We start from the raw sequence: 18,758 nt of genomic DNA on the forward strand, positions 1-18,758 counted from the left end.
CACGACATGGCGTGGTCCGAGCCGGTGCGTTTCCTCATTTTCCAGTGTTTTTCGACGGCGCGCCGGACCCCTCGCCGAACGACGGCGGCGCGACACCTTCTGCGCCCGCCCGCCATCACCCACGGCCGGTCGACCCTCGGCGACTCGAAGGACTAGTCCGGTCGGTCCGCCGATCCGACCCTGTCGGGACCGCGGAAGGGTCCGCCAGGGACCTTCGCCATGTCCGCACCCCCCCCCGATCTCGACGGTGAGACGATGTGGCGTCCATCGACACGTACCGGTTGTGACCACCCGCCAGGAGGCCCCCGTGAGCAGGCCCCGCACGTCCGAGACCGGCGACGACGCCGACACGGACGGCGGCCTGCTCCAGCGGGCGAGCACCGGTGACCGCGACGCGTTCGGCGAGCTCTACGACCGGCATGTCCGGGCCGTCTACTGGCAGGCCTTCCGCGTCCTGCGCGACGCCGACGCGGCCGAGGACGCCACCCAGGAGACCTTCGTGGTCGCGTGGCGTCGCTCGCGCACGATCCGGCTGGTGGACGGTTCCGTGCTGCCGTGGCTGCTCGTGACCGCCCGGCAGGTGGCCCTGAACGCGGCCCGCAAGGCGGCGCGACGCCGCACTGCGGAGCTCGACGAGGACCTCCCCGCCGGGGACGACGTCGAGTCGACGGTGGAGGCCGAGCTGGCTCGGGTCGAGATCGACGCCGCGGTCGCGGCCCTCGGCGAGCTGGACCAGCGGCTGTACGCCCTGTGCATCGACGGTGACCACAGCTACGAGCAGGCGGCGCGTGAGCTCGGCGTGACCCACGCCGTGGTCCGCAACCGCCTGCACCGACTGCGCGGCCGGCTCCGCGCCGACCTGCGCGCGATGAGGGAGACGTCATGACCGGACGTGGGAACGAGGAGCTGGACGGCCTCGGCGACGAGCGGATCAGCCGGATGCGCCAGGGCGTGATGCACCAGGTGGACGCCGACGTGACGCGTCGCGGCCGTCGCGCCCGGCGCGTGGTGGGGGGCGCGGCCGCCGCGTGCGTGGTCGTCGTCATCGGCGGCCTCGGGACCAGCCTCCTCGTCGCACCCGACGACGGGGGTGAAGCGGCCGGCGCCGACAGCAGCGCCGACGTCGCCGCTGCACCCCAGCAGCCCGAGGACGCCGCGGGAGGCCTCCGCACCGAGGTGGACACCGACGAAGCCACGGCACAGGAGCTGCCCGACGTCGAGCAGTCCGAGCGCCAGGTCATCACGACCGGCAGCGCCACCGTGCGTGTCTCGGCGCCGGCGGAGGTGGCGGACGCCCTGGCTGCCTGGGTCGATCGAGCCGGAGGACGCATCGACCAGCGGGCCGAGTACACGAGCGACGAGTCCGGCACGCGCGGGCGGGTGACGTCGGCGTCCCTCGTGGTGCGGGTCCCGGCCGACGCCGTCGACCGCACGGTGGCGCAGCTGCGCACCTACGGCACCGTCACCGGGCTCGACGTCGCGCGCGAGGACGTGACCGACCGCGTGGCCGATCTCGACGCCCGCATCCGCAGCCTCACCACGTCGGTCGATCGTCTGCTCGAGATCCTCACCGACGCGGACGACGCAGAGGCGCTGCTGGCCGTCGAACGGGCGCTGTCGGAGCGCCAGGCGGACCTGGAGTCGCTCCAGGCCCAGCGGCGCGCGGTGCGCGACCAGGTCGACCTCTCGACCCTGTCGGTCGAGCTCGTCACCCGCGACGGCGCCGAGTCGGTCGACCCCGGCGGCTTCGTCGGCGGCCTGCAGTCGGGCTGGAACGCGTTGGTCGCCGTCGTCAACGCCGGCGTCGAGGCGCTCGGGGCCGTGCTCCCCTGGCTCGGCGTCGCGCTGCTGGGGTGGCTGCTCTGGCGCCTGGTCGGCTGGCTGCGCCGCAGGCGTTGACCGCTGTCAGGCCCGTTCGAACCAGGTGACCAGAGCCCCGTCGTCGAACGCGACCGAGTCAGTGGGGCGGAACGCCGCCGGCCGGAAGGGGCCGTCGACCACGGGCCGCCCGGACCCGGCCACGACCGGGTACCGCTTGAGCACGATCTCGTCGATCTCCGGCAGCAGGCTCCCGGCGAGCCGCCCGCCCCCGCACAGCCAGATGTCCTGCCCGTCCTGCGACTTCAGCGCCCGGACCCGCTCGACGACGTCGCCGCGGACGACCTCGAGGCCGGGATCGGGCGCCTCGAGCGTCGAGGAGACCACGACCTCGCGCAGGTGCGGGTAGGGCCGGGTGATGCCCACGTCCAGGGCCGGCCGATAGGTCCCGAGTCCCATCAGCAGCGTGTCGAAGTGCTGGTTCGGCGCGTCGGCGAGCCCCAGCGACTCGCGGAACGCGTGCGGCAGGGTCTCGGGGTACTGCTCGCAGATCCAGGTGAGCATCTTCTCCGAGAGGGCGAAGAAGTCGACCTCGTGCTCCGGTCCGGCGATGTAGCCGTCGAGCGACGTGCCGACGTAGTAGACGAGCTTCCGCATGGGGTCCCCCTGAGTACTCTGTTCGTAGTGGTTCAACGGTAGCACTATGACTGGAGTGGTCTCACGTGGCACGATCCAACCCGGCTCGACGGGCTGCGCTCCTCGACGCCGCGATCCAGACGCTCGCTGCCGAGGGAGCACGTGGCCTGACGTTCCGAGCGGTCGACGCCGGCGCCGACGCTCCGGCCGGGACGGCGTCGAACTACTTCCGCAACCGCGACGACCTGCTCACCCAGGCCGGGGAGCGCGTCTACGAGCGGCTCCTCGACGGCGCGAGCCAGGTGGTGGTGCCCGCCGACGCTCCCCGCGACCGCGACCTGCTGGTCCGGCTGATGGTCGACACCGTGCGCCGGATCGTGGACTACCGCACCGGCTTCCTCGCCCTGCTCGAGCTTCGGCTCGAGGCCACCCGGCGCGAAGGCGTCCGCGACGTGCTGACCGATCGCGTACGGGCCGACCTGCTGAGCAACATCAGCACCCACGAGCAGTGGCACATGCCGGGCGACGCCGTCACCGTGCGTCTGCTCTACCAGGCCCTCAACTGGCTGGTGGTCGATGCGCTCACCCTCCCCGGCCTCGTCGACGACGCCGAGCTCGACGCCTACGTGGCCGAGACCGTCGAACGACTCGTGCCGTCCGACCGGCCCGGTCCCCTACCCGCCTGACGCGTGGCCGGGACCGTCGCGGGTACCTCTGGTACGAACCGCGACGAGGAGGCGACCGTGAGCGACGACAGTGTGAGCGACGACGGGCGAGAGCCGGACGACTGGAGCGGCAGCATGAAGCGGCCTTGGTACAACCCGCCTGCGCGGCGTGGGGGCAGCGGGACCGGTGAGGGCTGGTGGCGGTGGACGATCGCGGCGATCACGCTCGTGGTGGTCGCCGTGGTGGTCGTCCTCGTGCTGGTGGACCGGGACGTGCTCCCCCGACCCTGGGCATACGCCGTGCTGCCCGTGGCGATCTTCGCCGCAGGTCTCTCGAGGGTGGTGACGATCCTCAAGGCCAGGACCGCGGACCGGCGGGACCTCCAGGAGCGGGACGGCCCGCCCCACGACACCCGTTGATCTCAGGTCGTCGACTCGTCGGCGTCCGGGCGGACCGGGGCGAGACCACGCGTGGCGGGTCCCTCGATGAGTCGGCCGTCGGCCTCGAAGCGTGACCCGTGGAGCGGGCAGTCCCACGAGCCCTCGACGTCGTTCCAGCGGACGATGCCGCCGAGGTGCGGGCACACGGCGGAGACCGACCGGGTGCAGCCGTCCACGACGGACGTGGCGACGGGCGGTCGACCTCGCGTGACCACGCCCTGCGTCTCACCGGGCGTGACCGGCGCCCGACCGAGGGCGCCCAACCAGCCGGACGTCATGTGCGCGCCGACCTCGGAGTTCCATCCGAGGACCGCTGCTGCGGCGCGAGCGCCCAGGAGCCGGCGCGGAGGCACGACCGGAACCTCGTCCCCTTCTGCGACCGCTCGGGCGAGGCGGCGCGCCGCACCCACGCCTGCCACCAGGCCCCACCCGCCGAACCCGGTGATCACGTGGACCCGCGACGACCCGCGCGTCCGTCCGACGATCGGCACCTCGTCGGGCGTCTGGTAGTCCTGCGCCGACCACGCCGCGACCTCACGTCCGACGTCCAGGTGCTCCCCGGCCCAGCCCCGCAGTGCCTCCACGTGCCGTCCGGCCGGCATGGATCGACCGACCGCGTGACCGTGCCCACCGACCAGGACGAGCGGACGTCCGTCGGCGTCCGTCGCACCGCGCACCGTCCACGACGGCGAGCCGACGGAGACCGCCATCGGCTCGAGCTCCTGGTCGCTCTCGAACGCGACGATGTAGGAGCGGTGCGGCTTCGTCGTGGCGAACGCTGCGCTCCGGTCGAGCACGGGCAGACCGGTCGCGACGACCACCTGCTCGGCGACGAGCTCGGTGCCGTCGTCCAGGGTCACGACGGGCCGCTCACCGCCTCCGACCGACCTGGCACGTCGGCCGACCTGCACGTCGACCCCGGCGTCGACGGCTTCCTGGGCCAGCGCGGCGGTGTAGGCCAGGGGGTCGACCTGCAGCTGGTCCTCGAGCACCACGGCGCCGTACCCCGGAAGACCGCCCGGGACGGCGCGTTGCCAGCGCGTGGCCAGCCCGGCGCGTCGCGCAGCCGCGTCCTCGGCACGCGTGGCCTTGATCTCGCGCTCGTGCGCGGCCCAGCTCACGGCCGGCCTCCGCTGGAACGGCACCTCCCAGCGCTCCAGCACCTGCTCGATCCACGCGAGAGCCTCTTGGCAGGTCTGCACGTACGCGGCAGACGCGCTGGTGCCGTGGTGACGCTCGATCGTCGACAACCGCGTGCCCTGGAGCAGGCTCAGCTTGCCGGTGGAGCGTCCCGACGTCCCGCCGCCGATGACGGGACGAGCCTCGACGACCACGACCCGCCGTCCGCGGTGGGCCAGCTCGGTGGCCACGGACAGGCCCACCACTCCGCCACCCAGCACCACGTCGTCGTACGCCGACCCGGGCGCGGGTCGGAACTGCGGGACGTGGCTGGGGCGCTCGATCTCCCAGAGGCTTCGGGCGGTCATGCGTGCTCCTTCGTCGACGGACACCGTCGACCGACGAGTACCCGGACCTTGCACGGGCATGCGCCCCGCCGCTCTGGGTACGGGGTGTGACGTGGACGAGACGACTGCGCCCTCCCTGGACGACCGCACGACGACCGAGGCAGATCGGCACCGCAGCGCACTGGTGCTCATCGACCTTCAGGAGGACTTTCTCGACGCCCCGGGCATGCGCGAGCGAAGGCCCGCACTCCTGCGGGCGGTGCGACGCTGGGTCGACCTGGCCGAGGCTGCAGGCGCCCCGGTCATCGAGGTGCGGACCGAGCTGCCCGAGGACCCCGAGGCCTGGGCCCTCAACATGCGCGAGGACGGGCAGCCGGTCGCGCTGGCGGGGACGCCGGGCGCGTCACGGGTGTCCGAGCTCGCGGACCTGGAGATGACCACCGTCCTCAAGCGACGGGACGACGCCTTCCTCGGCACCGGGCTGGCCGCGTTGCTGCGGGGACACGGCATCGACCATCTCGTGGTCGCCGGCGTCTCGACCCAGGCCTGTGTGGCCATGACGGCTGCCAGCGCGTACGCCCACGACCTGTCCGTCGTCCTGGCGGGCGAGGCGGTCGCCTCCGACGACGCCCATGCGCACACCGAGGCGATCCGCTGGCTGGCGGACGAGTACCGGCAGCCCGTCGCGGATCCCGCCGACGGCTGGCCACACGGGTGAGCGCGGGCCGGCGTCGGCGCTTGCGCACCCGCCTCACCTGGCACCCCGCCCCACCCGATGACAGTCTGGGTTCGTGGCGGACGCGGTCGAGGTCGAGGTCGACGACCGGCTCGTGCGCGTCTCCAACCCCGACCGCGTCTACTTCCCCGAACGAGGATGGACCAAGCTCGACCTCGTCGAGTACTACCTCGCCGTCGGCGACGGCATCGTCAACGCGCTGTTCGAGCGACCGTGCATGCTGCACCGCTTCCCCAAGGGCCTCGCGGGCGACAAGGTGCACCAGAAGCGCGTCCCGAGGGGTGCACCACCGTGGCTGGAGACGGTGCGCCTGACCTTCCCGCGCTACGACCGGACCGCGGACGAGCTGTGCGTCACCGAGCTCGCCGCCGTGGTGTGGGCCGTGCAGATGTCCACCGTCGAGTTCCACCCCTGGAACAGCCGCCGCGACGACCCCGAGAAGCCCGACGAGTGGCGGATCGACCTGGACCCCGGCCCCGCGTGCGACTTCGCCACGGTGCAGCGGGTCGCAGCCGTGGCGCGCGAGGTCCTCGACGAGCTGGGTGCCGTCGGCTTCCCGAAGACGTCGGGAGGTTCCGGTCTGCACGTGTACGTCCGGATCCCGCCCGAGCACGGCTTCACCGACGTCCGACGTGCGGCCCTGGCCTTCGCGCGGGAGGTGGAGCGGCGCACGGACGAGGCCACCACGACCTGGTGGCGCAAGGACCGTGACCCGTCGCAGGTGTTCATCGACTACAACCAGAACGCCCGAGACCACACGATCGCCGCGGCGTACTCGGTGCGCGGCGTGCCCGACGGGCGGGTCTCGACCCCGATCACCTGGGACGAGGTGCCGGACGTCGATCCGCGCGACTTCACCCTCGAGACCGTGCCGCCCCGCTTCGCCCGGCTCGGCGACCTGCACGCCGGGATCGACGACGCCGTCTTCGACCTCGCCCCGCTCCTGGAGTGGGCGGACCGCGACGGGGTCGACGTCGACGACGACCCCGACGCCTGAACGAGCCGGCCGGCCCGCACGCGACGATCGTGCGTCAGGCGCTTCGCACGCGCCGGCGCGGGTACCCGCCTGGGCACGGGTCCGGCATCGTGGGCGGGCCCGCACCCACGCCGACCGGTCCCGATGGCCCGACGAAGGAGCACCACGGATGACGATTCGCAGCATCGGCGTGGAGGAGGAGATGTACCTCGTCGACCCACGCACCGCCAGGCCGGTGCCCCGGTCCGAGGACGTGCAGGAGGTCGACGACGACCGGGACGAGGGCGCACCGCAGGACGTGACGCAGGAGCTGTTCCTGGAGCAGGTCGAGACGACGACCGATCCGGCCCAGGACCTCGCGACCCTGCGCGCCCACGTCGTCGAGGCCAGGTTGCGCGCTGCGGCGGACGCGCAGGCCGTGGGCGCCGCGCTGCTTCCCTCTCCCACCCCCGTGGTGGGCCGCCCGCAGCACGTGACGCCCCACGAGCGCTACCGGTGGATGGCCGACCGGCATCGCGACCTCTTCCCGGCGGTCGCGGTCTGCGGGATGCACGTCCACGTCGACGTCGAGGACGACGAGGAGGCGGTCCGGGTGATCGACCGCCTCGGTCCGTGGCTGCCCGTCGTGACCGCGTTGTCGGCCGGTTCCCCCTTCAGCGAGGGCGCCGATACCGGCTTCGCGTCGTGGCGCGCCCGACAGTGGGACCGCTGGCCGACGGCAGGGCCCACGGAGCCGTTCGGCGACCTGGCGACCTACCGCCGTGAGGTGGAGGCCGCCGTGGCGTCGGGCGTGGCGATCGACGACGGCATGGTCTACCTCGACGCCCGGGTCGGGCGGGCGACCCCGACCGTGGAGGTCCGGGTCATGGACGTGCAGCTCGACGTGGACGACGCCGTTGCCTTCGCGGGTCTGGTCCGCTCGCTCGTGACGACCGTCGCGGAGGTCCCCGACCTCCCAGGGTGGTCCGTCGCCCGCCTGCGGACGGCGCGCTGGCTCGCGCAGCGCGACGGGGTCACCGGTCGGCTCATCCACCCTGTCGACGGGACACCCGTCCCCGCTGCCGAGGCGGTGGAGGCCCTGCTGGATGCCGTCGACGACGCGCTCGGGGCGGCGGGCGACCGCACCCTGGTCCGGTCACACGTCGACGCGCTCCTGGCGGACGGAGGGGCGGCAGGCCGCGCACGACGGGTCGCAGCCGGAGATCCCCAGCGGTGGGCCGACCACGTCGTCGAGAGGACGCGCCAGTCGCTGGCGACTGCACGCGTCGAGACGTCGGAGTCGGGTACGTCCTCGGCATGAGCGAGACGACCTGGACACCCGCCGACCTGGACGAGCTTCGCGCCCGGATGCTCCTCGAGCAGGACGACCTGGCCGCACGCCTCCGCGAGCACCGCCGCACCGGTCCGGAGTGTGGCGATTCGGTCGACCACGCGAACGTCAACGTGGCGACCGAGCTCGACGTCCTCGCCGAGGCGCGGGACCGCGAGCTCCTCACCCAGGTGGAGCGCGTCCTCCAGCAGCTGGAGGGCGGCACGTACGCCACCTGCGAGTCCTGCGGCGGTCCGGTCGAGCGAGCGCGGCAGGAGGCCTATCCCCACGCGACCACCTGCCTGACCTGCGCCAGGTCTGGGCGTCGGGGATAGCGCTGCCGTTCGCAGCGCGGGACGGGGCCCCGAGCGTGGAGCATAGGAGACTCCGTCGCTCGCAGAGCTCGCTCCTCCCCGAATCACCAGACCCTATTCGAACGAGAGAAGGCCCCCGCCGACACGAAGAAGGCCCCCAGTCCGAGGACTGGGGGCCTTCTCTCGTTCGAGTGGAGCATAGGAGATTCGAACTCCTGACCTCTTCGATGCGAACGAAGCGCGCTACCAACTGCGCCAATGCCCCAGGACGATCCAGGTTAGCACCAGGGCCGGGCGCTTCCGCACCGACCCGGCGAGCACCGGGACCTACTGGCCGGACGCCCGCCGCGGCTGCTCGGCGACCGTCTCGCCGGCCGTCCGGCCACCCGGCAGCTCGACGTCCTCGCCCTCGACGTGGCCCGACGTCCAGGTGCCCGGAGCGTCGAAGTCGATGGTGCGGACCGTGCGGCCGACCCGCGGCTTGGTCACGTAGGTGGGCAGCGTGACCGGGAGCGGGTCCCACAACGGGGTGCCCGACGTGGACACCGACGGCACCGCGATCTGCAGCTTCTCCTCCAGCGCGTCGGCCGGGAGCTCCGTGCGCTGCATGACGTGCTTGCGGTCGGGCTCGACGTCCTCGAACTGGCCGGAGACGACGATCGTGTGCTCGTCGTCGACGGTGCGCTCGGGAGTGGCGCGACGCGACGAGCGCGTGGCGACGTCGGACGCCGCCGACTGGGCTGCACGCTTGAGGGAGGGCAGCCGCGAGGCGAGGGAGGCGCGCTCACGGCGGGGGCTGCTGATGCCACGCTCGGCGCGCACCTGCACGCGGCAGGCCACGAGCCAGGCGACGACCAGAAGGGCGGGCAGACCGACCCAGACCGGGGAGACCACCGAGAAGGCGGCCAGACCGCCGACGAGGACCAGCGACGTGAGCAGGGTCAGCAGCGTGCGACGGCGACGGCGGGCGGCCACGATCGCGGCCCGACGCGTCGGCGCGGAGGAAGCGGGCTGCGGGGCGACGGGCTGGGCCGACTCGGCCGGGACGACGGGTTCGTCGACGATCTCGCCCACGGGATCGACCTCCTCGGGCTGTGCGGCCTCGCGCCGCCTGGAGACGACCCGACTCAGGGGGCTCAACGACTCGAGGGACTCCGAGGAGCTGGCCTCGTCGTACCGTCGCAGGACGAGCGGCACGAAGTACGCCGCCCACACAGCGACGACGAACGCGACGATCAGTCCATTGGCACCCACGCCGCAACGGTAGGGCGGACGCCGAACGAATCGGCGCAGGTCACACCGTGTGTCGCGTGAAGATTGTGACGGGTGTGACTCAGGTGACCGGCTCGCGGGCGTCGTCCGCGCCCGTCACGCGGGCCAGGAGGCGCCCCGGGCGGTCGTCGGCCAGCGCCTGGAAGATCCGGTGGTCACGCCACGCGCCGTCGATGTGCAGGTACTCCCGAGCGAGCCCCACCTCGTCGAGCCCGAGCTTCTCCACGACCCGCAGGCTCGCGCTGTTCTCGGGTCGCACCGAGATCTCGACGCGGTGCAGACCCACGGTGTCGAGCAGGTGGTCGGCCACGAGCGCCACCGCCACCGGCGTGATGCCGTGGCCCGCGTGCCGCCGCGAGATCCAGTACCCGATGCTGCCCCAGCGCGCCGACGCCCACGCGATGCCGTTGACGGTGACCTGGCCGACCATCTCGCCCTTCCAGGTCACGGCGAACGGCATGGCCTTGCCCTGACGGGCCCGACGGCGCTGAGCGCCGATCATGGCCCGGTAGGACATCGGCGCCGAGCCTCCTCCGGGCGGGAGGGTGGCCTCCCACGGCGCCAGCCACGCCACGTCGGCGCGCCTCAGTCGCGCCCACGCGCCCGCGTCGGACCGCTTGAGCGGCCGGACGCCCACGTCGCCGTGCGACAGCTCGACCGGCCACCCCTTCACGTCCGGACCCTCACGTGTGGGCCTGCGGGTGGTCGGGACCGCCGTGGTCGACGCCCGCGAGCTGGTCGACCGCGTGCCCGACCACGGGGGCCAGGACCTCGATCGCGTCCTTGACGCCTCCACGGGACCCGGGCAGGTTCACGACGAGGGTGCTCCCTGCAACGCCGGCGAGGCCACGCGACAGCACGGCCGTGGGGACGCCCTTGGCGACGCCGGCCGCCCTCAGGGCCTCGGCGAGGCCGGGGAGCTCGCGGTCGAGCAGGGGTCGGGTGACGTCGGGGGTCCGGTCGGTGGGGCTGATGCCGGTGCCTCCGGTGGTGAGGACGACCGCCGCGCCGGCCGCCAGCGCGACCGAGATCGCGTCGGCCACGGGCTCGCCGTCGGGCACCACGGCGGCGTCGTCGGTGTCGAAGCCCCAGGCGCGTAGCGCCTCCACGAGCATCGGACCCGTCTGGTCCTCGTAGACCCCGGCGGACGCGCGGTTGGAGGCGACGACGACCGCGGCACGGCGCCCCTCGACAGGCTCGGGGACCGAGGTCACGACGTGCTCCAGTCGCCGCTGCGGCCGCCGGACTTGGCCACGACCTCGACGTCGGTGATGCGCGCGTGCTTGTCGACGGCCTTCACCATGTCGACGACCGTGAGGGCCGCGACCGTGACGGCGGTCAGCGCCTCCATCTCCACGCCCGTGCGATCGGTCGTGCGCACGCTGGCACTGATCTCGACGGCGTCGTCGACGACGGTGAGGGACACGTCGACGCCGCTGATGGCCAACGGGTGGCAGAGCGGCACGAGGTCGGGGGTCCGCTTGGCCGCCATGATCCCCGCGACCCGCGCGACGCCGAGCGCGTCACCCTTCGGCACGCCCTCCCCGCGCAGCAGCGCCACGACCTCGGACGAGACCTCGACGCGACCCTCCGCGGTCGCGGTGCGCCGCGTGACGTCCTTGTCGCCGACGTCCACCATGCGCGCAGCGCCCGTCTCGTCCACGTGCGTGAGCTGCGCGCGTCCATCGTCCGCCCGCGGCCCGGGTCCTGCCTCGGACACGCTAGAACGGCCTGTCGAGCACGAGGGTGCGCACGGTGTCGCCGAGGTTGAGCGCCGTCTCGTCCTCCCCCACCACGATGAGCGCGTTCGCGTGCGCCAGCGACCCGAGCAGGTGCGACCCGTGGCCGCCGAGCGGCGTCACCTTCGCCCCGCGGTGCGTGACCTCGAAGACGCCACGCACGTACTGGCGCCGACCCGGGGACGACACCACGTCCTGCGTGAGGACCGCGTGCACCATGGGCCGCCGGTACGGCGTGAGGCCCATGAGGCGGCGGATCGCGGGCAGCACGAACACCTCGAACGACACGTAGGCCGAGACGGGGTTGCCGGGCAGCGTGATGATCGGCGTCTGCTCGTCGAAGATCGTGCCGAAGCCCTGCGGCTTGCCGGGCTGCATCGCGACCTTGGGGAACGAGACGGTGCCGAGGGCGGAGAGGGTCTCCTTGACGACGTCCTTCTCGCCCTCGCTGATGCCACCGCTCGTGACCACGAGGTCGGCGCGCACCAGCTGGTCCGACAGCGTGCGACGGAACGTGCGGGGGTCGTCGCCCACGGCGCCGACGCGGTAGGCGATCGCGCCGGCCGCGCGCACCGCTGCGGCCAGCATGTAGCTGTTGCCGTCGAAGATCGAGTCGTAGTCGAGGTGGGCGCCGGGCTCGCGCAGCTCGTTGCCCGTGGACAGCACCACCACGCGGGGCCGCGGGCGTGCGGCCACACGACCGAGACCCAGCGACGCCAGGAGTCCGGCCTCACGCGGACCGACCACGGTGCCGGCCGGCAGCACGAGGTCGCCCTCGCGCACGTCGTCGCCGGCACGACGCACGTTGGCGCCGACGCGGGGGGCCGACGTGAACCGCACGCGGGCGTTCCCGCGGTCGGTGTCCTCGAACGGGACCACGGTGTCGGCGCCACGCGGCACCGGGGCACCCGTCATGATCTTGACAGCGGTGCCCGGGGAGATGGCGAACGGACGAGCGGTCCCGGCGTGGATGTCACCCACCACGGGGAGCTCGACCGGCTGGGCCGTGCCGGCCTCGGCGAGGTCCTCGGCACGCAGGGCGTAGCCGTCCATCGCGGAGTTGTCGAAGCGCGGCAGGGAGATCGGGGCGCGCACGTCGGCGTGCAGCGGCAGGCCGAGCGACTCGACCACCGGCTGGTCGTACGGCTCGAGCGGTCCGATGCCGCGCAGGATCTGCTCGAGGTGGTCCTCGACCGTCAGGAACCCGTCGGGCACGCTCTGCGGACGCACCCGAGGGCGGGGTCCACGGACGGGAGCGGCGTCGCCGGTCTGCTGACCGGCCTCGTTCCCCACGTCGGACGACATGCGCGTCAGCCTAACCGGGTGCCCGCCGGAACGCTGCGGGCCGTGCCCTCGTCGTCGAGCCGGGCGTCACCGACCACGACCACGTCGCGCTCGAACCGCCAGTCGCCACGCACCGTCAACGACGACGCTCCCGACAGCGACGGGACGTGCGGCACCCGGGCGTCGAAGTCGGCGATCGTCGTGAAGAACCGGCGGTCGAGGTCCACGAGCGGGCGCGGGTCGACCGTGGCCCGGAGGCGGGCGTCGTCGCCGAGGCCGTACACGTCCGAGCGCAGCAGCATGAGGTCGTTGGTGGTCTTGACCGGCAGGAAGCGCGACCGGTCGACCTCGATGGCCGTGGCCCCGTCGAAGACCTCCACGGCCGCGCCCATCGCCGACTCGATCTGCACGACCTTCGGCGAGGTGGGATCGGTGGGGTCGACGGTCTTCTCGTTGCGGATCAGCGGCAGCCCCAGCACGCCGTTGCTCGAGCGGAGCGTCTCGAGCAGGCGCGGCAGGTCGAACCAGAGGTTGTTGGTGTGGAAGAACGGGTGCACCGTCAGGTCGGCGGCCCGCTCGGCGTCCTCGTCGGCCGTCTGCGCCGTCTCGCGCAGCACCAGCCGGCCGTCGGACCGGCGGACCACGAGGTGGCCGCCCTTGACGTCGGCGGGGGTGCGCCGGCACACCTCGGCGGCGTAGGGCGCACCGGTGGAGGCGAACCACGCCATCATCGCCGGGTCGGGCGCCGCACCGAGGTTGTCGGCGTTGGAGACGGTGGCGTAGCGGTACCCGGCGTCGACCAGGCGCTCCAGGACGCCGGAGACCAGCAGCGCCGTGTACAGGTCGCCGTGCCCGGGCGGGCACCACTCGAGCGAGGGGTCCGCGTCCCAGGTGACCGGGGTGAGGTCGTCGGCGCGCAGCTTGGGCTCACGGTTCTGCAGGAAGTCCAGCGGCAGCCCGTCGACCTCGAGCCCCTCGTGCGCCGCAAGCGCCGCGAGGGAGTCGTCGCGGGTCCGGAAGCTGTGCATGAACAGCAGCGGGAGGGACACGTCGTGGTCGCGGCGCACCTGCTGGACCTGCCGGGCGATGACGTCGAGGAAGGTGAGGTCGGCCCGCACGGGCAGCAGCGTCTTGGCACGGTCCATGCCCATCGACGTGCCGAGCCCGCCGTTGAGCTTGATGACCGCCGTGACGGCGGCGGCGTCGCGCTGGGCCTGCGCGTCGGACTCGACGTCGGCGGCGCGGTCGACGTCGAAGAGCGGGTCGACGTCGGCTTCACGCACGAGCCCCGTCGCCCCTCCCTCGAGCTGGCGGTAGAAGTCGCTGAAGACCTCGATCGCCGGTGCGGCCACGTCGGCCCGTTCCATCTTCGTGCGCGCCAGCTCCAGTCCGTCCACCCGCCTAGGCTAGTCACATGGGCCGGTCGATCGCAGAGGCGAAGCATGCCGCGCGCCGCCCGTTGCTGGAGTCGCGCCGTCGTCGGACCCCCGACCAGCGGGCGGTCGTCGCGGAGGCGCTCGCCGCGCACCTGCTGGCGTTGCCGTCGATCGCCCGCGCCGGCCGCGTGGCGGCCTACCGTTCCATGGCCGACGAGCCCGGGACCGCGGTCCTCCTCGACGGTCTCGTCGCACGCGGGTCCACCGTCCTGCTGCCCGTCACCCACGACGACGGGACGCTCGCCTGGGTCGAGCACGACCCGACGGCGGCCACCCGCAGGTCACGGCTCGGGGTCGACGAGCCGGTGGGCCCTGCCGTCGGCGAAGGAGCGCTCGACGGGGTCGACGTGGTCGTCCTCCCGGCCCTCGCCGCCGACCACCACGGACGACGTCTGGGGCGCGGCGCCGGGTACTACGACCGCGCGCTCGCGTCGCTGTCCGGGACGCGGCGCCCCCTCCTGGTCGCGCTCGTGCACGCCGACGAGCTGGTGCCGGAGGTGCCGCACGAGGACCACGACGTGCCGGTCGACGTGGTCGTCACCGAGAACGGGGTCTTCCGGGTCCCGTGACACCCGAGCCCGAGCGCAAGCACCGAGCAGCGCGTGCTGAGCAGGACTCGGCTCAGAGCACGGCCTGCCCGATCGGTCCCGGGTTGTGCGCGACCTCCCAGCGGAAGCCGGCGGGATCGGCGAAGTAGCCCGAGTACCCGCCCCACTCGCGGTGCTCCCCCGCCGCCACGTGGACGGCACCGGCCTCGCGGGCGGCCGCCAGCACGGCGTCGACCTCCTCGGGCGTGCCGACGTTGTGCGCCAGCGTGATCGGTGCGACGCCCTCGCCGCGGCGGATCGGGCCGACCTCGGCCTCGAAGCCGGCCTCGGACCACAGCGACAGCACGACCTTGTCGGCCACGCGGATCATGATCACCTCGTCGTCCGCCTCCAGCTCGACGGGCCAGCCGAGGCCGTCGACGTAGAAGCGGCGCACCGCGTCGAGGTCGGGCACGGCCAGGGTCACGAAGCTGAGACGGGGATCCACGGGTCAGACCTCGAGGCGCTCGGCATCGCGGATCTCGCCGACGAGCTCCTCCAGCACGTCCTCGAGCATGATCACGCCCAGCACGGCGCCCGACTCGTCGGCCACCCGTGCCATGTGCGAGCCCTTGGCCTGCATCACGCGCAGCGCCTCGTAGAGCCCCGACCCCACGCCCACCGTGGACAGCGGTCGCAGCCACTTGTCGGCGATCGGCTCGTTCCGGGCGGTCTCGTCGGTCTCCAGCACGTCCTTGATGTGCAGGTACCCGGTGAGGTCGCCGCCGGCGTCGGTGACCGGGAAGCGGGAGAAGCCGGTGCTCGCGCACGCCTGCTCGACGTCGACCGGGGTGGCGGACGGCGCGATGGTCATGAGGCTCTCGCGCGGCAGCAGCACCTGGTCGACCCGACCGTCGTGGAACTCCAGCGCGCCCTGCACGAGGCCGTACTCGTCGTCGTCGAGCAGCCCCTCGCGACGGGACTCCTCGACGAGCCCGGCCACCTCGTCGTGGGTGTAGGTGGACGCCACCTCGTCGACCGGCTGCACGCCGAGCAGGCGGACCGAGAGGTTCGCGATGCCGTTGAGCGAGACGACCAGCGGCTTGAGGATCGCGATGACCACCAGCATGAACGGACCGAGAACGAGCGAGGCGCGGTCGGGCTTCACGAGCGCGAGGTTCTTGGGCACCATCTCGCCGAAGACGACGTGCAGGAAGACGATGATCGACAGCGCGATGACGAACGAGATGGGGTGCACCAGGCCGTCGGGGACGTTCGCGGCCTCGAACGCCGGCTCCATCAGGTGGGCGAGCGCCGGCTCGCTGATGGCGCCGAGCCCGAGCGAGCAGATGGTGATGCCCAGCTGGGCGGCCGCCATGGCGAGCGTGACGTTCTCCATGGCCTTCAGGGCGAGCTTGGCGCTGCGCGAGCCGGCCTGGGCCAACGGCTCCAGCTGGGTGCGCCGCACCGAGATGAGGGCGAACTCCGCCGCCACGAACAGGGCGTTGAGCGCCAGCAGCACGACGGTCAGGCCGATGCCGAACCAGTCACCCATGGTCGGCCTCCTCGCCGTCGGCGGGCCCCTCGATCGTCAACGTGACCCGGTCGATGCGGCGCCCGTCCATCCGGTCGATGGTGAGCGAGACGGGCAGCGGCTCCGGGTCGTCCTCGTCGTCGTCGGGCGTGGGGTCGACCTCGAGCCGGACCACATCGCCCCGGACGCCGAGCCGGCCGAGCTCGGCGTGCATGAGGCCGGCGACGGTCTCGTAGTCCTCGCTCTCGGGTAGCGCCACGCCGGTCTGCTCGAGCACCTCGTCAGGCCGCAGCAGGCCCGACAGGGACCACGTGCCGTCCTGGCGGTGGCGGCTGGGCGACGACAGCCGGTCGTGCTCGTCGAGCACCTCGCCGACGATCTCCTCGACCAGGTCCTCCAGCGTGACGATGCCGTCGGTGCCGCCGAACTCGTCGACGACGACCGCCATCTGCATGCCCTGCTCCCGTAGGAGCACCAGGAGCGGGTCGAGCTCGAGGCTGTCGGGGACGGTCGTGACGGGGCCGGCGAGGTCGGACAGACGCACGCTCCTGCGGCGGTCGGGGTCGACGCCCACCGCCTGCTTCACGTGGACGATCCCGATCACGTCGTCGGGCGAGCGCCCCGTGACGGGGAAGCGGGAGTGACCCGTCTGCCGGGCGGCCTCGATCACGTCGAGGGCGGTGTCGCGCGCCTCCAGGAAGTGCACCCGGACGCGTGGGGTGCGCACGTCGGCGGCGGTGCGGTCGCCGAAGGCGATGCTGCGCGCCACCAGGTCGGCGGTCTCGTCGTCGATCGCACCCTCGCGCGCCGACCGGAGCACGAGCGAGCGCAGCTCGAGCGGCGAGCGGGCCGACCTCAGCTCCTCCTGCGGCTCGACGCCGAGCGCACGGAGCGTGCGGTTGGCGGTGCCGTTGAGGAACCGGATGGGCCAGGCCATGACCGTGGTGAACAGCCGCTGCGGCAGCTGGGTCACGGCCGCGGTGCGCTGCGGGAGCGCGAGCGCCAGGTTCTTGGGGATCAGCTCGCCCACGAGCATCGTCACGACGGTGCTGACGAACAGGGCGATCGCGTACGAGACCGCGCTCTGGGCCCCACCGGTGACGCCGAGGTCCTCCAGCGGCTCCCGGACGAGCCGACCGATCGCGGGCTCGGCGAGGAAGCCGATCGCGAGGTTCGTGATCGTGATGCCCAGCTGTGCGCTGCTCAGCTGGGTCGAGAGCGAACGCAGCGCCTTGAGGGTGCCGACCGCTCCGGCGTCGCCCTGCTCCGCGTCGCGCTCGACCGTGGCCCGGTCGACGGTGACGAACGAGAACTCCGCGGCCACGAACACGCCGCAGGCGAGCATCAGCAGGAACGAGAGGCCCAGCAGCAGAAGCTCGGTCATGCGGTCATTCCGGCTGAGTCGGGGTCGGTCACGATGCACTGAACTGTACCCTTTGCCCGTCAGGAGTTCCTGCCGGCTCAGCACCTGAGCGCCGGCATGACGTCAGGAGAGAAGACCCGTGCCGACCTACCAGTACCAGTGCACCGACTGCGGTGAAGCGCTCGAGGTGCACCAGTCGTTCACCGACGACGCGCTGACCGAGTGCCCTGCCTGCCAGGGCCGGCTCCGCAAGGTGTTCAACGCGGTGGGCGTGGTGTTCAAGGGCTCCGGGTTCTACCGCAACGACAGCCGTGGGACGACGACCTCGTCGGACTCCTCGAGCTCCTCGAGCACGCCGGCGAGCAAGGACTCCGGCGGCGCCAAGGAGAAGACCTCGACCAGCAGTGCGACGTCGAGCAGCTCGACGTCCTCCGGAGGCTCTGCCTCCTGACCCCGGCTCCCCGTGCTGCTTCGTGGTCCGCACCACGTGAGCCGCGCCGGGGCTGTGGACGACCGGTGGAGCGCAGACCGCCCACTTCCTAGCCTGCACGGATGGACCGACTCCTCTCCGCCGTGCTCGACCACCGCCGACTCCTGGCCGCGGTGTGCACCGGCCTGGCCGTGCTCCTCACGGTGGTCGCGGTCCGCCAGCCCGGCGACACGGTCACGGTCGCCGTGGCGGCGGCCGACCTGCCCAGCGGGCACGCCCTGACCGACGCCGACGTCACCGTGGCCCGGCTCCCCCGCACCGCGGCTCCCACCCGCGTCCTCACCGACGTCGAGACGCTCCTGGGGCGACGCGTCGGAGGCCCCATGCGCGCCGGCGAGGTGTTCACCGACGCCCGGGTGCTCTCGGCCGGCACCACCGACCAGCTGCCCGAGGGCCACGTGGTGACCACGCTCCGCCTCGCCGACGCAGCGGCCACCCACGGGCTGCGGGTCGGCGACCGGGTCGACGTCGTGGCCGTGGCCGCGCGCGACGACGGACCGAGGGCCACGGTCGTCGCGACGTCGGCGCAGGTCGCTGCCGTGCCCGCGCCGGACGGCGCCGAGGAGGCCACGCTCGCCGTCCAGACGCCACGCGAGACCGCCCTGACCCTCGCCCGTGCCGGTCTCGAGGCGCAGCTCAGCGTCGTGGCGGTCTCCCCCGGCACCGCCTGACCACCGCCACGGCGACGGTGCTCGGAGCCGCGCATCCCGTGCCTTACGCTCGAGGACGACTCTTCCAACCGTCCTAGGGGG

Annotated in this window: 22 protein-coding genes and 1 tRNA gene; 11 read left to right on the top strand and 12 right to left on the bottom strand. The window is 73.0% G+C overall.

Going from position 1 to position 18,758, the window contains the following annotated elements; all coding sequences use genetic code 11:
* Window positions 1-307 precede the first annotated feature (307 nt).
* On the top strand, window positions 308-886 hold the full coding sequence (locus tag ASF35_RS18480; RefSeq protein WP_055970254.1) for an RNA polymerase sigma factor: 579 nt from the start codon (window positions 308-310) through the stop codon (window positions 884-886).
* On the top strand, window positions 883-1,899 hold the full coding sequence (locus ASF35_RS14795; RefSeq protein WP_055969056.1) for a DUF4349 domain-containing protein: 1,017 nt from the start codon (window positions 883-885) through the stop codon (window positions 1,897-1,899). The genes ASF35_RS18480 and ASF35_RS14795 overlap by 4 nt, the downstream gene beginning before the upstream one ends.
* Before the next feature lie 6 nt (window positions 1,900-1,905).
* Here the strand turns inward: ASF35_RS14795 and ASF35_RS14800 are convergent, their stop codons facing one another.
* Window positions 1,906-2,475 carry a dihydrofolate reductase family protein gene (locus ASF35_RS14800; RefSeq protein WP_055969059.1) on the bottom strand — a complete coding sequence of 190 codons (570 nt, stop codon included), beginning with the start codon at window positions 2,473-2,475 and terminating at the stop codon, window positions 1,906-1,908.
* 65 nt (window positions 2,476-2,540) lie between these two features.
* Between ASF35_RS14800 and ASF35_RS14805 the strand changes: the two genes are divergently transcribed.
* Window positions 2,541-3,140, top strand: a complete 600-nt coding sequence (locus ASF35_RS14805; protein WP_055969061.1) for a TetR/AcrR family transcriptional regulator — start codon at window positions 2,541-2,543, stop codon at window positions 3,138-3,140.
* A 57-nt stretch (window positions 3,141-3,197) separates the two neighbouring features.
* On the top strand, window positions 3,198-3,539 hold the full coding sequence (locus ASF35_RS14810) for a hypothetical protein (protein ID WP_055969063.1): 342 nt from the start codon (window positions 3,198-3,200) through the stop codon (window positions 3,537-3,539).
* Between the two features lie 2 nt (window positions 3,540-3,541).
* On the opposite strand, the gene ASF35_RS14815 is transcribed toward ASF35_RS14810, so the two are convergent.
* Complete coding sequence (locus tag ASF35_RS14815) at window positions 3,542-5,047, bottom strand: FAD-dependent oxidoreductase (protein WP_055969066.1); 1,506 nt, start codon at window positions 5,045-5,047, stop codon at window positions 3,542-3,544.
* A 91-nt stretch (window positions 5,048-5,138) separates the two neighbouring features.
* On the opposite strand from ASF35_RS14815, the gene ASF35_RS14820 reads away from it, so the two are divergent.
* The 4 genes from ASF35_RS14820 to ASF35_RS14835 all read left to right on the top strand — a co-directional run bounded on the left by ASF35_RS14820 (window position 5,139) and on the right by ASF35_RS14835 (window position 8,382).
* A complete protein-coding gene (locus ASF35_RS14820) occupies window positions 5,139-5,744 on the top strand; it encodes a cysteine hydrolase family protein (RefSeq protein ID WP_055969069.1) in 606 nt (201 codons plus the stop codon).
* 73 nt (window positions 5,745-5,817) lie between these two features.
* A complete protein-coding gene (ligD, locus tag ASF35_RS14825; RefSeq protein ID WP_055969072.1) occupies window positions 5,818-6,759 on the top strand; it encodes a non-homologous end-joining DNA ligase in 942 nt (313 codons plus the stop codon).
* Between the two features lie 148 nt (window positions 6,760-6,907).
* Window positions 6,908-8,038: a glutamate--cysteine ligase gene (locus ASF35_RS14830; RefSeq protein ID WP_055969075.1), complete on the top strand. Its 1,131-nt coding sequence runs from the start codon at window positions 6,908-6,910 to the stop codon at window positions 8,036-8,038.
* A complete protein-coding gene (locus tag ASF35_RS14835; RefSeq protein ID WP_055969078.1) occupies window positions 8,035-8,382 on the top strand; it encodes a TraR/DksA C4-type zinc finger protein in 348 nt (115 codons plus the stop codon). Before ASF35_RS14830 ends, ASF35_RS14835 begins: the two co-directional genes overlap by 4 nt.
* A gap of 171 nt (window positions 8,383-8,553) precedes the next feature.
* Here ASF35_RS14835 and ASF35_RS14840 read toward each other — a convergent pair.
* The 7 genes from ASF35_RS14840 to ASF35_RS14870 all read right to left on the bottom strand — a co-directional run bounded on the left by ASF35_RS14840 (window position 8,554) and on the right by ASF35_RS14870 (window position 14,023).
* A tRNA-Ala gene (locus ASF35_RS14840) sits at window positions 8,554-8,626 on the bottom strand.
* A 62-nt stretch (window positions 8,627-8,688) separates the two neighbouring features.
* The gene (locus ASF35_RS14845) at window positions 8,689-9,615 is read right to left on the bottom strand and encodes a hypothetical protein (RefSeq protein WP_055969081.1); all 927 of its coding nucleotides are present in this window, start codon (window positions 9,613-9,615) and stop codon (window positions 8,689-8,691) included.
* Between the two features lie 79 nt (window positions 9,616-9,694).
* Complete coding sequence (locus ASF35_RS14850; protein WP_055969084.1) at window positions 9,695-10,306, bottom strand: GNAT family N-acetyltransferase; 612 nt, start codon at window positions 10,304-10,306, stop codon at window positions 9,695-9,697.
* A 10-nt stretch (window positions 10,307-10,316) separates the two neighbouring features.
* Window positions 10,317-10,847, bottom strand: a complete 531-nt coding sequence (locus ASF35_RS14855; protein ID WP_055969087.1) for a molybdenum cofactor biosynthesis protein B — start codon at window positions 10,845-10,847, stop codon at window positions 10,317-10,319.
* Window positions 10,844-11,272, bottom strand: coding sequence for a cyclic pyranopterin monophosphate synthase MoaC (moaC, locus tag ASF35_RS14860; RefSeq protein ID WP_056580971.1), 429 nt, complete (start codon window positions 11,270-11,272; stop codon window positions 10,844-10,846). Before moaC ends, ASF35_RS14855 begins: the two co-directional genes overlap by 4 nt.
* Window positions 11,273-11,354: 82 nt before the next feature.
* Window positions 11,355-12,677 (bottom strand): gephyrin-like molybdotransferase Glp, encoded by a 1,323-nt coding sequence (gene glp, locus ASF35_RS14865; protein ID WP_082495541.1) that lies wholly within the window; start codon window positions 12,675-12,677, stop codon window positions 11,355-11,357.
* Window positions 12,678-12,682: 5 nt separating this feature from the next.
* Window positions 12,683-14,023 carry a UTP--glucose-1-phosphate uridylyltransferase gene (locus ASF35_RS14870; protein ID WP_055970259.1) on the bottom strand — a complete coding sequence of 447 codons (1,341 nt, stop codon included), beginning with the start codon at window positions 14,021-14,023 and terminating at the stop codon, window positions 12,683-12,685.
* Window positions 14,024-14,070: 47 nt separating this feature from the next.
* Between ASF35_RS14870 and ASF35_RS14875 the strand changes: the two genes are divergently transcribed.
* Window positions 14,071-14,661 (top strand): 5-formyltetrahydrofolate cyclo-ligase, encoded by a 591-nt coding sequence (locus ASF35_RS14875; RefSeq protein WP_055969093.1) that lies wholly within the window; start codon window positions 14,071-14,073, stop codon window positions 14,659-14,661.
* Between the two features lie 52 nt (window positions 14,662-14,713).
* Here the strand turns inward: ASF35_RS14875 and ASF35_RS14880 are convergent, their stop codons facing one another.
* From ASF35_RS14880 to ASF35_RS14890, 3 genes are read right to left on the bottom strand one after another with little or no spacing between them, the layout of a single operon-like run.
* Entirely contained in the window at window positions 14,714-15,127 is a 414-nt protein-coding gene (locus tag ASF35_RS14880; RefSeq protein ID WP_055969096.1) for a VOC family protein, read from the bottom strand.
* 3 nt (window positions 15,128-15,130) lie between these two features.
* Window positions 15,131-16,174, bottom strand: a complete 1,044-nt coding sequence (locus tag ASF35_RS14885) for a hemolysin family protein (protein WP_055969099.1) — start codon at window positions 16,172-16,174, stop codon at window positions 15,131-15,133.
* On the bottom strand, window positions 16,167-17,537 hold the full coding sequence (locus tag ASF35_RS14890; protein WP_055969102.1) for a hemolysin family protein: 1,371 nt from the start codon (window positions 17,535-17,537) through the stop codon (window positions 16,167-16,169). The genes ASF35_RS14885 and ASF35_RS14890 overlap by 8 nt, the downstream gene beginning before the upstream one ends.
* Window positions 17,538-17,655: 118 nt before the next feature.
* Between ASF35_RS14890 and ASF35_RS14895 the strand changes: the two genes are divergently transcribed.
* Window positions 17,656-17,967: an FmdB family zinc ribbon protein gene (locus ASF35_RS14895; protein WP_055969105.1), complete on the top strand. Its 312-nt coding sequence runs from the start codon at window positions 17,656-17,658 to the stop codon at window positions 17,965-17,967.
* Between the two features lie 101 nt (window positions 17,968-18,068).
* Window positions 18,069-18,677, top strand: a complete 609-nt coding sequence (locus ASF35_RS14900; protein WP_055969109.1) for an SAF domain-containing protein — start codon at window positions 18,069-18,071, stop codon at window positions 18,675-18,677.
* Window positions 18,678-18,758: the final 81 nt, after the last annotated feature.

The organism is Aeromicrobium sp. Leaf291, from assembly GCF_001423365.1.
GTDB lineage: Bacteria > Actinomycetota > Actinomycetes > Propionibacteriales > Nocardioidaceae > Aeromicrobium.